Consider the following 14,479-nt stretch of genomic DNA (forward strand, 5'->3'; position numbering starts at 1 on the left):
CTGAATTCGAAACAATTAAGAATCGATTCCAGCCGAGCTCGAATCGCTGCACTGCAGCTCAATTCTGGCGGGAAGACGTCAGGTTCCGGTCTTGGACTGCGCTGCCGCGACTGTGCTGCCAGCCCAGGCCAGGTTGTCACCCAGCTGTGCCAGAATGCTGATCGCGTCTCTCAGCGGGGCATCACCGCATTCAAATTGCAACAGCAGTAGTAAGTCCGTCGCCTTTTCGAATTCAGCTGGAATCCAATCTGCGTCCGGGTCGATTTCGCCACCCTGTTCCAAACGCTCGGCAAAATCTTCGACAATTTCCTGACAGCTTTGCAGGAACGCAGCCGGCTCGATATCCGCCGACTCACGCAGGTCTTCGTAGATGCTGGTAATTGCGGCGAGCCAATCCTCAAGGATGGGATTGTTCAGCGGTGGCAGGGCCGATCCCAGTGTCGAATGCATAGATGGGCCATCATCAGCAGCCTGTTCCGTTTCCGGTCCGCGCAAAGTTTCCAGGTAGGGCAGGAAATCTTGCTGCAGATCCTTTCGCGCGGCCTTCAGATCGTTCTGGCGCCGATTCGAAGCCGCTTCCAATACATGTTCGGCCAGATGTTGACCGCCGCACTTCTCCCAAAGGGCAAAATCGGGTTCAGGTTCTTGCGCCATTGCCTTCACCGCAACCGGAGTTCCGATCGGGACAACAGCACGGAACATTCCATCCTTTTCCTTGTTCATGCGGGTCAGTACACGGTCCAGCGAGTCGCGCACTGGCGGTAGATCGGCATGGGTTACCGCCAAAAGGCTGTTGGCCCGTAGTTCCGATGGGACCTGAGCCCATAGATGGCGTTCAGTTTCACGCCAGGCGTTGGTGCCGTTGGTGCACCAGATCGCACAATCGACAAATTTCAGCAGATCAAGCGTCGGCTTGTATGTCTCGTCGAGCGCCCCCGAACCCGGCAGGTCAAATAACGAAATTTCTCGCAGGGCAGGGGTGTTCAACCCCACCGAGATAAAATCAGGGTTGTCAGCCGCTGCCTTCTCCAGCGCAATACCGGAATAGATCTTGGGTTCTTTGTCCCACCAACCCACCGTTGTTTCGGGCACGTCGGCATAAGCGACGATCACCAATGGCAGTTTCAGGTGTTGTGGCCCAGTCGGCAGGATATCGGCCCCGGCCAACATATTGGCGAGACTTGATTTGCCGGCCCCGAATTCCCCGGCAAAACCGATGTTGACCGCATTGGACAAACGCTCGGCATGGGCCAGCGCGCGCGTCCGCATATCTTCCAGCCCCTCATCAGATGGCAAGGTTTCCGTTGCGGTCAAAAAGCGCTCTAGTTGAAGCACTTCCTGTTCGGTTCCGGGAAATTCAATCATTCCGCAGCCTCTGCTTGTCTGTCATCCGCATTGCCCGTCCCGAAGACGGTTTCTAACTCGTCGGTTATGCGGCGCGCCCGGTCGAACGCGTTTTGCGCTTCGGCCTGTGCATTGGTTTCTCCAGCCCCGGATCGATGCTCGAGATGTCCGGCCAAAAGCGCCAGATAATGATCCAGAACCGTATTCAACCGTTCCAACAGGTCTTCACGTGCAGTATCGATCAGATCGTCACCGATCAATTCGAATTCCTGCACGATCATCTTCTCTGCACGCAACACCACACTATTGCGCGATATCAGACGCGACAACCAATTCACCCGCAGCTCCACCGTTATGCCACGGGTCAGGGCTGTTGTGTCGGGGCGGAACCAACGGACTGCACTTGTGTTCATCCGGTTGTCGATCGGCTCTTGCCAGCCGGGCAGGGCCCGCAGGGCAGCGTTGCTTTGCATGTCGATGGCGTACAGCTCACTCAACATGCGCTGGCGGACCACTTGAGACGCGCCCTGAACCAGTTCCCTCATACGCTCGCGTAGAGGAGTAAAGTTCAATTCTGTCGCGTCACCCTTGGCCAGCAAGGGTGAATGACCATCGGGTCCACGCACAACACCGGATACCACCTCGGCCACGGTATCATCCATGACACCCCGCAGATTGGCCAGAACGTCGTCCATGTCTCCGGTGATCTCTTGCGTCTTGTCCGCAACCAATGTGCGCAACTCAGTCAGCGTTTTGTCGTTTTCGTCTGCGTTCGTCGAGATCGCACTGTCATCGTCTTCCAATGCGCGCAGATATACCTGAGAACGTTCAAGTTCGCCCAATGCAAAACTGTTGAGATGTTGCCACGCCATCTGCAGCTGTTCACTGCGCGGGCCGTCGGTCAGGGCCTGGGTCACATGACGGCGGAGATCCGGCAAGCCCGAGGCGATCATGGCAGCAAAACGCAGAACCGCCTCTCGGCTGATCGGGCCGGGACCTTGCTTGATCTCCTCAACGCCGTCCAGATATTGCTTCATCTGTTCGGGATGCGCGCGCAACCAGGCCAGCACGTGGTCATGGTTCACACCGGTTTCATCGCCCGTCAGGGCGTAATGAGCCCACTGGGCGCTGCCCATCAACACATCAATATCCGAGTTGCCAAGCGCCTTTTCCAACCCATCCAATACGTCAACGCGCACTTTGGTGGCATCTTCGGCGCCGCCACCCAGCTCATCCACCCGATTGATGAACACCACGATCTGACCAAGTTCCAGAGCCTGCATCAGACGGAACAGTTTCAGATCGGCACGCGACAAGGCCTGATGCGCCGACAAGACGACAACAAAGAAATCGGATTCCTTGAGATACTGGCGTGAGATCTCTTCGCGGATCAGCAGCGGGTCATTCACGCCCGGCGTATCCGTTACGGTCAGAGGAAACGGGAAATGACCGATATCAAAATAGACCTCGGCCTTGCGGGTGATGTCGCTGTAAAGTCCGCGATCCGAGCCGGGATCGTGGCTTTCGTCCTCGGCCGGGTCGTCGCCGGCGCATACGTAGCGCGCCAGATCATCCGAATTGAGGTGTTCCAGATCGTGATGCTGACCCAACAGCTGTTCATAGCTGTCACCCAGACGCCGACGCGCCCGTGTCTTCATCGCGTCGACCTGCTCCTCGATCATCTCGCGCTTATAGCTGTCCTCGTCATCGGGGAACATGTTGCGCAGCTCTTCACCTTCGGCGATCAGGGATTGCCATTGGTGGTTGTCGAAGAAGTGAAACTCGGCCCCGTCCGTCCGGCCGGAAGGATGCCCGAAATGCATATCTGTGATGACAGTGGTCCAGGGGTTCACATCCGAAGGCAAATACTCAGCCTGCCCGGTGAACCCATTGATCAAACGGGATTTCCCTGCCTTGATTTGCCCCACAAAGGCAATCGAAGGTTTCAGACCCGACAGGTCACCGATGATACGTGAAATGAACTGACGGGTTTCGTCGTTGCTCGTTTCATTCATGTTCTCGGCGATGCGAATTAACTCGCGGCGACTTGTTTCACTCATAACCTATACCCTGATAACTCATAACAACGGATCGAATTAGTCAAAAACTTGAATGTTATGGGCGCAATCATTCGACCGTTCCCAGAAGAGAAGTCCACAGATTGACGACAGCGCCCAGCTTGCGCGTTTCGTGCACGGTAATGGCGAATTGTTCCCCGTCGTGCACAACGGCCAAACCGGCGCCTTTTCCACCCGAAGGCCGCAAAACGATAAGCTGTGGATGATCCAGTACAGCATCAGCATCACTATCCCAGCCAGCAAGATCTGCGGCGAACCGGGCCAAGACGGCCTGATCGGGGTTCATATTGCCCGCTGGTGCGCAATCCCCTTCAAACCGCAACCCTGTTCCATTTGAGCTTTGGGCCAGAACGCGTCCGGTGGCGAAACGACCCGCCCCATCAAAGAATGATTGAGCCAAGGTCTCGGTCTGTACAGGGGCTTCCGCAGTCGCGGTCTCTTCCGGGGTCACTTCATCAGTGCCAGACACCACAGACACGATAGGCTCGCCAGGTAGATCAATTTTCTCGCAGGCATCTTCAATTTCGCTGAGCGTAATACCCACGTCGTCTGCTTCCAGAGAGGCGTCCGGCTTCAGGGAGATCAACTCCAACGGGGCTGAGGCAATCGAGATATCCGAGATCACCTGGGCCAATTTCTCGATCAGCGCATCACGTGGTTCGGTTTCGAAATCGGGCACGGATCCGGTCCGGACACGAAAGACATCCGTTACCCGCGAGCTGTTGACCTCAATCGCCAGACATTCTCCGTTAACGGCAATAAATTCCAATCGGCGCGGAAGAATGGTGCCACGGATGACGCGCAATATATCAACCCGACGCGCCAGAGCGGTATCGCCTGCGATCAACACAGCCGGAGACAACCGGGCGACTGACGACCGCGCGATATCTTCGAGCATGTCGACTATGTCTGTATCCATCATGCCGTGACCCCCTCTGGTCCCGTTTAGACTGCGGCCGCGACCGGCCCCAGGCTGAGATGTGTTTTTGTCAACGCCAGCCCGACATTCGCGCTGTTGCGACAGATGTAGCAGACCACATGATCGGGATAGTCCCGGGTCCGCAAAAAGATGTTCAATCGATCCTTGGAGAACACCGCGATTTCCCCAAATCCCGGGTTCTCCGTTTCTTCAGCACCAGCCTGACGCAGCAGTGCCTCAAAGGCGCCAACGCCGCGCCCCTGAAACAAATTTGCGACCGCAATTGCCAACGCATCAAGGGCATCCGCGCTGTCTGGATCGGCGATGCTTGTCCCTAGCAACATCCCCGTTTCCATATCAACATACCCGGCTGCAATACAGTCGGGTATGGTATCCATCGCGGTGGTCAATGCAGCTTGAATAAACATCTAAGCCCTTGTTTTATCTTTATTATAGCCCTGTAGTCCGATTCGACCCCTGTTACAATACATGCCATTCCGCTCCACTGTTTTCACTGGCTTTCGGGATCGAACGCAAAGAGTCCTTGGTCTGGCGTTCGTTATGTTCGACGGCGATTTGGTCAAATTCGGCCAGAAAGGCTTTGAACACGTTCTTGAGGCCTTCGGGATCCTGGGGCAAATCTGCGTCATTTGCGATTTCCAACCACATAGCTGAGGCGCTTAGCGGAGATCCGACGGGCACTTTCATCAGGTCGTCCAGCGCGTCGCCCTGAGTTTCGCTTGTATCCTCAGATTGTTTCGCGCCCCGGGTTTCGACAAGCCCATTGGTTTCCGGTTCGGGTTCGTAATCTTCAACGGCGTTGCCAGGTTGCTCGGCCATCAGCGCCGTGATCGAAGACACAGATACTTCGATGCTACGCTCGTCTGGCTGTACGACCGGATCAGCTTCGTCTGCCTCGAGTTCAGGAGCTTCCATCAGCGTGGTGCTGATAGATGCCAAAAGATTCTCGGCACCTTCGACTTCTTCAACCTGTGGCTCGCCCTCTTCGTCCTCATCAAGGAGGAGGGGAGTGTCTTCCAGATCATCATCCAAATCCGCGTCATCAAGCAGATCAATATCTTCAAATTCGGATTTCGACCCTTCGATATTTGTCAGCTCCAGCGGATCGCTTGATGTATCCCGGAAAAAGGCGCGCAGATCGTCGTCATCGGTGTTCGATACTTCTGGTGCGATGTCGTCGGCAGGCACCATTTCTGCCCGCAAGCGTTCGGCCTCTTCCGCGTCGATCCGCGCCCGTTCAGTTTCGTCTGCACGCCGTTCGACCCGTGCCGGCCGCACAGGAAAACTGGTTACGACGGCCGTTTCTTTTGGATCGGCGACAGTACCTTCAACCAGCGGATTTACCAGTTTCAGGGGCTCCGCACCCACTGCATCTTGTCCCGATACTGGAACATCAGCATTCTTCGAGGGGCGCAGCGGTTCCACCTTGGGCGCATCCGACAAGCTCTTGTCGATCTGGTACCGCGCCAGCTGATCGGCACGGTTGTCCATGATCTGCTCGGTGATCTCGAGAAAACTGTCAATCATCTTGGCGCCGCCACTGCGCGACCACATCTCGGCATCACCGGTTTTGTCACGCGCTGTAATCGCGTCACGTGCCGAGAACAGGATCGAACGGTTGAACAGGTGGCCAGCCTCGCGATTGACCCGGCGCAGCACTTTCTGGCGATCTTTTACCCCTAAAGCATCTGCGCGCGTGACCAACAACAGCGAGTTATGTTGCAACCGCTCCGGCAACGAGACCCAGGTCGCGCGCTCGGTTTCACGCCAGGCCTGGGTGGCGTGGGTACACCACAGAACGCCATTCGCCTGACCAACCGCACGCTGCCAAACATCCGTGGAAATCTTGGGATCAGAGATTCCGGGCGTGTCGATCAAATCAACCGCCTCAAGAATATCGGCCTCAAGGAAAATACGGATGAACTGGGCATCGTTCACGCCGACCGTTTCAAGCTGATCCAGCTCGATATCTTCGGTGCTGCCGTCATGCCGTTTGACATAAGCTGACTGATTACCCCAGCTGAACCAAACCGGTGGCAGCTGCGTTGCAGTCACTTGTGTGGGCAACGTTTGTGTACGCAGCAGGAAATTGATCAGCGTCGATTTTCCGGCACTGAACTCTCCCATAAGCGCGAAAACGGGTTTGCGACGAGACCACTGCTCAATGCGTTCCCATGCCTTTGGTGAAACGAAGCGGGTTTGGGAATCTTTTGCCATTACTCTACTCACGCTGCCTCGTTGCTTAGGTCTTTGAGGATATCGCCCAGGATCTCATCACGCGATTTCTGAGGTTGCAGACCAGCCATCAATGCCGCGTTCTGGCCGACATCTTTTTCAGCCGAAGCCGAGATGTTCAGCAGAGTTTCCTTTTGCTCGCGCATGAAATCCGTCAAGACGGCGCGGACGTTTTCCAACACTGCTGCGACCTGGTTTTCCTCGATGTCTTTGGTGATTGAGTTCGCTTCGGATGTGATCAGGCGGGTATAGTCGGCGGCATATGCCTCGAACCCTTTTCGCCGCTGCCACCAACGCCGCCACCATGTACTCTGGAGATCCAGCGCGATGGTGCGCCCGATCCCCAAGGGGGGCGGAACGCGCGGTACGATCGGCGCTTCGATACTGAATTCACCCAAATGGTTGCCAAGAAGTTTGTGGTACAGTGCCTCAACATCAGCAGCGGCAGCGGAATACAGCGCTCCGGCGTCTTTGCGCATGGACCGGGCAAAGCTGAAGTATGCGGCTTTTTGCAACGTACGCAGCCCCGCAGGGTCATATTGCCAAGTGCCCTGCTCGCCGTTCATCTCAAGATGCGAGATCAACGAATCTGTCGCGCGTTTGACGAAGTTGGCCTCGGCCGAATTCAACCGCTCCAATACCTTGTCACGCAGAGCGACGGTCAGGTCTGCAACTTTCTTGTCGTACTCGGCGGACACGGTCGCAATCGCGTCTTCCGGTGAGACACCATCCAGATCACGGACCACGCCTTCGCCGCTTGACAGGTTCTTGGCAACAGCCGTTGCCCGGATCTGGCTGGCAATGTTGCGGGCACGATGACGGACACGGTCAAGTAGCCGAGTGCCCGCACCCTCAGCGATACGTTCGTTCATCGCCAGCAACAGATCGGGTAGACCGGATAGTGCCCAGATTTTGTCGAGCGAGGGCGCTTGATCGCCGAAACCAGCGGCCAGATAAAAGGTGTTCAAGGCTTGGCGCGACTCTTCGTTCAGAATGTCGGGATTGCCGGTCAACGCGGCCTCGGCCCAGAGGGCACTGCCGAACACGACGCTTGTATTGGCGTCAATGCTGTTCTGTTTAAGGGTGCCTTGAATCCGGTCACGGATTTCCGGCACCTGATTGACGGGGTCGGACAATTCGTCGATGCGATTTACAAACAGGATGATCTGCCGGTTCTCGAATTGCGCGATGATCCGCATCAGCGCCATGTCCATCGTCGTCAGGGCCTGGCTGGCCGCCAACACAACGATACAAACCTCGGAGCCCCGCAGGCTGCGCAGGGTGATCTGCTCTCGCACCATGAAGGTGTCGTTCACGCCGGGCGTATCGCAGAGCTTCAGCGAAATTGGATATTGCGGAATGTCCATGTACAATTCCGCGGATTTGGTCACATCGGCAAATCGTCCGGTCTTGGGATCAATATCCGGATCGTCTTCGTCACCCAGGCAGACATAGCGCTGGATCAGTTCTTCGTCGAAATAGTCGTATTGATGGCTTTGGCCCAGAATCAGATCGAAGTGCTTACCCAACCGCTCTTCGGATTTTGACTTCATCTCTCCGATCTGGCGACGAATATCGTCCATCTCGTCATCGGCACCGGCCCGATTGGCCAATTCGCCCAAGCGACCGCCGCCAACCATCAGGTTGTCCCATTCTTCCTGCTCGAAGAAAGTGAATTTAGATTTCGTATCACCGGGTGTACGGGTGTTGATGTTCAGGGTTGTCACCACTGATGTCCACGGGTTCACATCGGACGGCAGCAGGGCAGGGCGGCCCGCAAGTATGTTCACGATCGAGGATTTTCCGGCTTTGACCTGACCCACCATCGTGACGCTGGCGGTAAAGTTTTCCATCCGCGTCTTGAGCGTCGCCAGTCGCGCCGAGGACCGCGCATCGGCCACCTCTGTCAAATGGTCGATCTGTGTTGTCAGCGACGTCATGGCCGACGTCATAGACGCCAGCGCTTCGTTGCCGACTGACAATAGGTGGTCGTTGCGCGCCATTATTTAGCCTCCGGTACCTGTTGCTGCAATCTGGGGTTCATTGGTGACGCGCCCGGCAGGAATGCTGGTCAATGTGTCGATACGAGCAATCAAATCCAATGCATTCCCCAATATCTCGGCCTCGGCCCGAGGTGAGATGGTTTCGTAAGCCCGGGAATCGGCCAGAACCTCGATCGAGCTAAAACGATCTCCATTCTCAAGGCTTGCGACACGGCGGCCAGTTGGAAATCCGTCGGATTTCGTCGAAGGCAGGGGCATCCGCGCGTTAGCCAGCAGATAGTGCTCACCCGAATGGGTGCGAAGCGAGATGCCAAAACCTGTATGCGGATAGTCTCGGTTCAAGGTTTTGAGTTCACCAAGAAAACTTTCCCGAGCAAAGAAGACGGCGTCTTGCTCAGGAGCAGCGAAGTTGTTCAGATTGGTCACAGCAGAGAACCTTGTACTGGAGTTGAGCGGAAAACTCGTACGGGTGCCAAAGTGGCAAAAAGACTCATTAACTCCTGGTGCCCAAGAAGAACCCTTAAGGCGGTGTTATTTTGACGCGAATAAGATTTTTTGGCGTTTGAAGTGTGGCGAGAATGTGTTGTCGTGCGCATAGGAATGCCTCAACCCATGCGGGAGACTTCCAAATTGAACTGAATCTCGTTGGCTCATAACGATCCAATGGTCTTTGAGAGGGAGAGAGCGCCGTGGCCTAATTTTGCTTTAGAAGAAGTACTGATTAAGATACTTTTTATGAAGCAATTACCGACAGTTATGCAATTCAATTGCCAGGTGTTGGATAGAGGTTTGTTGCGGCACATTGTTCTGGAGTCTCAATGACACGCAAGGCATCGGCAGCGCAGAACAACGAGTCTCATATGAAATCTCATAGCCGTCACTCAACGTAAGCGCGTTTCTCGTGCAGGATATCTTTGTTGGAACTCGTTAGAGTTCAAAACAACTGTGGCAAGGCGATTTTGTGTAGAACAAAATTGTGATCGGGTTGATCTTGAGAATCCAGTTCAAAATGCGCGGCAGAACGCGGTTGCTTCTCAACGTCGACGGTTTTCGACCGCACCGCACTTACATATCACACAGCCTAAGGTTAGCGTTTTCTGAGCTGCCGATATGTTGTGCATCGCATTTCAACAAACTTGCCTGCAGTCCGATTTTAGCTCTCGCACTCGGCTGCAAGCTTTGGTATTGAGCGCCTCAATCCGGCGCAACAGCGCCAGATCGCGGGTGTGGCGAAATTGGTAGACGCACCAGATTTAGGTTCTGGCGCCGCAAGGCGTGGGGGTTCAAGTCCCTCCACCCGCACCAAGGATATATTTAACATAATCGCTATTATGAGCGTTTTTGATCCTAGGGGCGCGCTGTACAAACCCGTTAAAAATGAGACTCCTATTCTGGGACTCTGTTTCGGCAAAGCTTCGTTCATGCGGTGCGCGGCGAAGGCGCCGTGAGAGCCCATCGTGCTCATTCGTCAGATCGCAGCGAACGGCGGCTTTGCTCAAACTTTAAGCCGATCTTTTGCGCTATCAGATAGCCACTCTAAGAAAATGATAACGTCCTTTGAAGGCTGGTCCGGATGCAGGCAAACGTAGACTTGACCAGAAGGTTGAAATCCGAAAGGAGCGATCAGCCTACCTGCTCTTAGGTCGTCGCTGACAAGCACTTCTGGGGCGATGGCAACCCCAAGGCCCGCTGTTGCCGCTTCAAGCAGAAAATAGAAGTGCTCGAACTCCCGACCTCTGCTTGGCAGCATATGATCATTAGCTGCGCACCAGTCGAGCCAGGCAGCTTGGCGTGTCTTGGTGTGTAATACCGGCAGGTCCGATAATTCCTCCCATGATTTGATCGCGCCGCTTTTTATAAGGTCCGGGGAAAGCACTGGCCCCACGCGGTCTTCGAACAGGGTCATCGCCTGCGCGTTGTCCCACGGGCCAGCCCCGACGCGAATGGCAAGATCATGCCGCTGGCGGGTGAAATCGACAGGTCCGTCATCCGCAGTCAAACGAACTTCGATGTCTTGGTGTCGCTCCTGAAAATCGAACAGGCGGGGGATCAGCCAGCGCATCGAAAAAGTGCTGAGGCACGAAACATCGAGAACCCGGCGAGCCGGATTGACGACCTGATCCAACGCCTGCTCGATGCCGTCAAATGCAGTTTGAAGCGCCGGTTGCAGATCGAGCGCAGCCTGTGTCGGCACCAGTTTGTTTCGGGGGCCGTCGAACAGTTGCACTCCAAGAACGTCTTCCAGGCCGCGCACCTGTCGGCTGATCGCACCATAGGTCACGCCCAGTTCGTCGGCCGCCAGCTTCATTTGGCCATGCCGCACCGTGGCCTCAAAGGCGCGCAGGGCATTCAAGGGGAGCGTGCCACGTTTCATGTGAGAAATACTGTCATGCTTTGCGAGATATAGTCGTTTTTCCGAGGTTACTTGCTCTGCAATAAAGCATTATGGCACATGAAGCACTACACCCCTTTGTCGATACGACAGTTCCGAACAGCATTACGCGCGATCACCTGTCCCTTTGGTATCGCAACTGGACGACACGGCGAGCCTTACTACACGTTGCCCCTGAAGTGCTGGACGATTTGGCGTTAACCGAAGACCAGCGGACGACGGAAATTATGAAACCGTTCTGGCGATAGCGCATGGAAAATCACGTCTTTCTGGCAGTCCTTGCGGCAGCATTGCTTCACGCAGGCTGGAATTTGGTTGTCAAAATCGGGCTAAATCGTGTGTCCACTGTGCTGTTGCTGGCTTTAGTCCAAGCACTGATTGTCTTGCCAATCCTGCCATTTGTGGCCCAGCCCGTCCCGGCCTCATGGTCGTGGATCGTGGCTGCTGCGATCCTTCACACGGGATACAAGGTCTTTCTCGTTCAAGCCTACGCGCACGCCGACCTGAGCCAAGCCTATCCCTTGGCGCGTGGAACGGCCCCGCTGATCATAACGGCTGTTTCGGTCGCGTCTCTCGGTGTTGCTTTTGAACCCGTTTCGCTGTTGGCCATTTTATCCATCTCGGCAGGTATTCTGCTGATGGCCGTTAAGGGATCAGCCGATGGGCGCATGAAGGGGAAGGCACTGTTCTATGCGCTTGGAACTGCGGGCTTTACTGCGAGCTACACGCTTGTTGACGGGATCGGCGCGCGGATCGCGGAGACACCCTCTGGTTTCATCCTGTGGATGGTCCTCGGCGACGCTGTTGGGATGGTCGCATATGCGGCTTGGACTCGGGGCCGGTCTGCATTTCCAGCTCTTTTGCTCGCATGGAAAACAGGTATTGCAGCTGGGGCAATGTCGCTGGGGTCCTACTGGATCGCAATCTGGGCATTCACGCAGGCCCCCATTGCACTGGTTGCAGCCCTGCGAGAGTCGAGCATCCTGTTCGCAGTCATCATCGCGGCATTGATTTTGCGTGAACCGGTGAGCGGCTGGCGGTGGGCATCGGCCATCGCTATCGCAATCGGTGTCGCGCTGATGAAGCTCTGACTGAGTGCCGCAAATTGCATGAAAGCGGCCATTGGCTGAACGGCAGCCTTGTCCCGCGTTTTGCCAGTTTTGCAACGCGTGTTTTTGCGCGGTGAGGTCCTGGCCGTCGGTGGAGCAGCGGGCATATCCAACAAGAGTGGTATTCGTGGCCGCACTGTACAAATAGGCCGCTTCATTGCAATTTTATCGTGCCATCTATATGAGACGTTCATTGAGCCAGTTCTATTGGAAGGGCACATCAGCGAAAAATCGTCCGCTGATCGATCCCCTACCGGACACACGGGACAAGCGCCAGCATCCCCTGCCCCAGTCTCAACAATTCAAACGCTGGCCCGTTGATTTCTTTGGCGTCCCAGTCTCAAAATTTGAGGAACTTCACACGCGCGCTACCTTCAACTGCGACTCATGTTAGAAAGCAGTAACTTATCTAACAAGAGGTATCATATGGGCGCCGTTTACAGCCAGCTGAGTGTCACAGAACGACGCAAAACTCCCTCTCATGGTTTGCTTTGCAAACAACTGCCGGTCGACGGAACGCTGGAGACACGCGAAGGTCCCTGTTCGTGAAATGGCGCGTATGCTGAAGCGCTCAAGAGTCACCATTCATCGAAAGATCAAACGAAAATTTTTCTCGGATTCCTGCCTGCCAAAATGCGATGGCTACTACGGTGTGGCCGCGCAACTGATGACGGTCGATCGGCGTGCCCGGCAACGGAATCTGATCCGCCACCCGGATCTGTGCAAGCGTATGGTCGAGCGTCTGAAGAATGGCTGGACGCCCGAACAGATTGGCAATCGAATGATCTATGAAGGCGCCAGGCTACGGGTCTGTCAGGAAACGATCTATCACTACATCTATTCCAGAGAAGGCATGGCCGACGAGCTTTGGTGGTACCTGCCTGAGCACAGAAAGTACCGTCGGCCACGCCGTACCAGAAAACGCTAGGCCCCGAAGTTCGACCGTGATGTCAGCATTCTGTTCCGGCCCGACGACGTGGCGCACCGTCGTCAGTTCGGGCACTCGCTGCACGGCAGGCGATTGCGAAGTAATCTGCCGAGAGTGGGAAGGTGATCTGATGCTGTTCAAACAGAGCCATGGGCAGTCGAATGTCACATCGCTGGTCGAGCGTGTTAGCCTGTTCACCCTGTTGCCGAAGAATCCGAACAAGCGCACGAAACCGGTCATGGGCAAAATCATGAAAGCGGTGCACGACCTGCCCCACCTGGCGCGGAGGTCCATCACATTCGATCGTGGCACAGAATTCGTGAGCTGGCCGCATCTACAAGCCGAGATTGGAACGCAAGCCTGGTTCTGTGATCCCTCTTCACCTTGGCAAAATGGCACGATCGAGAACACCTATCGCCGGGCTCGGCGTTGGCTACCACGCAAGCGAGACATCACGGCGGTCTCAGATCATGAATTGAAAGTGATCTGCGGCCGCGCTGCGCGTTACACGAACGGCAGCGTCCCGATAATTTGACAAGAAAATCGTAAATTCTTGAGTCTCAGAAATTCAAAGCCCTAAGTAACTAAATTTTCTGCAACCACAGTCTCACTAATTGGGTGATCCGACACACAGTGTCGGAGTACGTAATCAATGAGACTCGTCTCCCTTTGAAATCAAGGGCTTGAGGATTCTGCGTTTCTTGACAGAATATATTGATCTAGGCTTAACAAGCTGATCTCAGCCTATAGTCGAGCGCCAGTAGTTTTAGAAAAGGCAGGTCCAGAGGCATTTGCGTCTCCATCCAGCGTATGTCCTCGACTCGGATACTCAGATTGTATCCGCCACGCTTATTGATGCTGAGGCTGATCTCGCACCCGTTGAAAAAATCCCAAAGCACTAACGGAACTCGCACTGCTAATGAAACGGAAGTTCGCAGAGCGAAGGCTTTGTTGCCTGCCTGTGACCGCCCCTCTTTCGAGGAGCGGTTTCGCTATTCTGCCTTATGCACCCGGCATGGCCATCTTGCGGTTCACCTGAGTTGACGGTTCGTACACTTCGTCTTCGACAAGCTCGAAACCGTATCATTTGCAGAATGGGCGCTCTAAGACGTTGTCGCAGAATACTTCAAATTTCAGAGGGCCTTTGAAAGCGACTGCATATTCCACCATAACCCTGCCCTAACTCTTTCCGGGCTTTGCGGTCCCGGAAATAGGTCGCCAATCTGGTTTCCGATCAAGGCAATGAAACCAATGATATTACTGTCCTCTTCCAACACAAAGGTACGGCCCCAAATCTGAGCTCATTTAGGCGAGGGACAGGGGCCTGGGTCAGCCTGAATTGTCGCGCAATGCTCTTAAGTCATTCTAAGGTTCGCATTCCGCCGATTCTGTTGAGAAGCAACGTGTTGCTGACGCAGAAAGGGTTCGTCTGAACAGAGCGCGAATGCCT

The 14,479-nt window shown here is 55.1% G+C and carries 9 protein-coding genes, 1 tRNA gene and 1 pseudogene; 3 read left to right on the forward strand and 8 right to left on the reverse strand.

The features are described 5' to 3' along the window. Positions 1–78: 78 nt before the first annotated feature. From HW561_RS11435 to HW561_RS11465, 7 genes are all read right to left on the reverse strand, one after another. Positions 79–1,365, reverse strand: coding sequence for a dynamin family protein (locus HW561_RS11435; protein ID WP_176864818.1), 1,287 nt, complete (start codon positions 1,363–1,365; stop codon positions 79–81). Beyond that, complete coding sequence (locus tag HW561_RS11440; protein ID WP_176864820.1) at positions 1,362–3,404, reverse strand: dynamin family protein; 2,043 nt, start codon at positions 3,402–3,404, stop codon at positions 1,362–1,364. Before HW561_RS11440 ends, HW561_RS11435 begins: the two co-directional genes overlap by 4 nt. A 67-nt stretch (positions 3,405–3,471) precedes the next feature. After that, complete coding sequence (locus HW561_RS11445) at positions 3,472–4,344, reverse strand: hypothetical protein (protein ID WP_176864823.1); 873 nt, start codon at positions 4,342–4,344, stop codon at positions 3,472–3,474. Between the two features lie 23 nt (positions 4,345–4,367). Then, positions 4,368–4,769: a hypothetical protein gene (locus HW561_RS11450; RefSeq protein WP_176864825.1), complete on the reverse strand. Its 402-nt coding sequence runs from the start codon at positions 4,767–4,769 to the stop codon at positions 4,368–4,370. Positions 4,770–4,821: 52 nt separating this feature from the next. Further along, on the reverse strand, positions 4,822–6,579 hold the full coding sequence (locus HW561_RS11455; RefSeq protein WP_176864827.1) for a dynamin family protein: 1,758 nt from the start codon (positions 6,577–6,579) through the stop codon (positions 4,822–4,824). An 8-nt stretch (positions 6,580–6,587) separates the two neighbouring features. Continuing rightward, positions 6,588–8,600 (reverse strand): dynamin family protein, encoded by a 2,013-nt coding sequence (locus HW561_RS11460; protein ID WP_176864829.1) that lies wholly within the window; start codon positions 8,598–8,600, stop codon positions 6,588–6,590. A 3-nt stretch (positions 8,601–8,603) separates the two neighbouring features. Beyond that, positions 8,604–9,026, reverse strand: a complete 423-nt coding sequence (locus HW561_RS11465; protein WP_176864831.1) for a hypothetical protein — start codon at positions 9,024–9,026, stop codon at positions 8,604–8,606. A gap of 794 nt (positions 9,027–9,820) precedes the next feature. Between HW561_RS11465 and HW561_RS11470 the strand changes: the two genes are divergently transcribed. Continuing rightward, positions 9,821–9,905 (forward strand) — tRNA-Leu (locus HW561_RS11470). Between the two features lie 190 nt (positions 9,906–10,095). On the opposite strand, the gene HW561_RS11475 is transcribed toward HW561_RS11470, so the two are convergent. Further along, on the reverse strand, positions 10,096–10,974 hold the full coding sequence (locus HW561_RS11475) for a LysR substrate-binding domain-containing protein (RefSeq protein ID WP_176864834.1): 879 nt from the start codon (positions 10,972–10,974) through the stop codon (positions 10,096–10,098). A 269-nt stretch (positions 10,975–11,243) separates the two neighbouring features. On the opposite strand from HW561_RS11475, the gene HW561_RS11480 reads away from it, so the two are divergent. Continuing rightward, positions 11,244–12,083 (forward strand): EamA family transporter, encoded by an 840-nt coding sequence (locus HW561_RS11480; RefSeq protein WP_176864836.1) that lies wholly within the window; start codon positions 11,244–11,246, stop codon positions 12,081–12,083. 444 nt (positions 12,084–12,527) lie between these two features. Next, a pseudogene (locus tag HW561_RS24375) lies at positions 12,528–13,525 on the forward strand (IS30 family transposase); the annotation flags it as partial. Positions 13,526–14,479: the final 954 nt, after the last annotated feature.

The organism is Ruegeria haliotis, from assembly GCF_013377785.1.
GTDB classification, from domain to species: Bacteria; Pseudomonadota; Alphaproteobacteria; order Rhodobacterales; family Rhodobacteraceae; genus Ruegeria; species Ruegeria haliotis.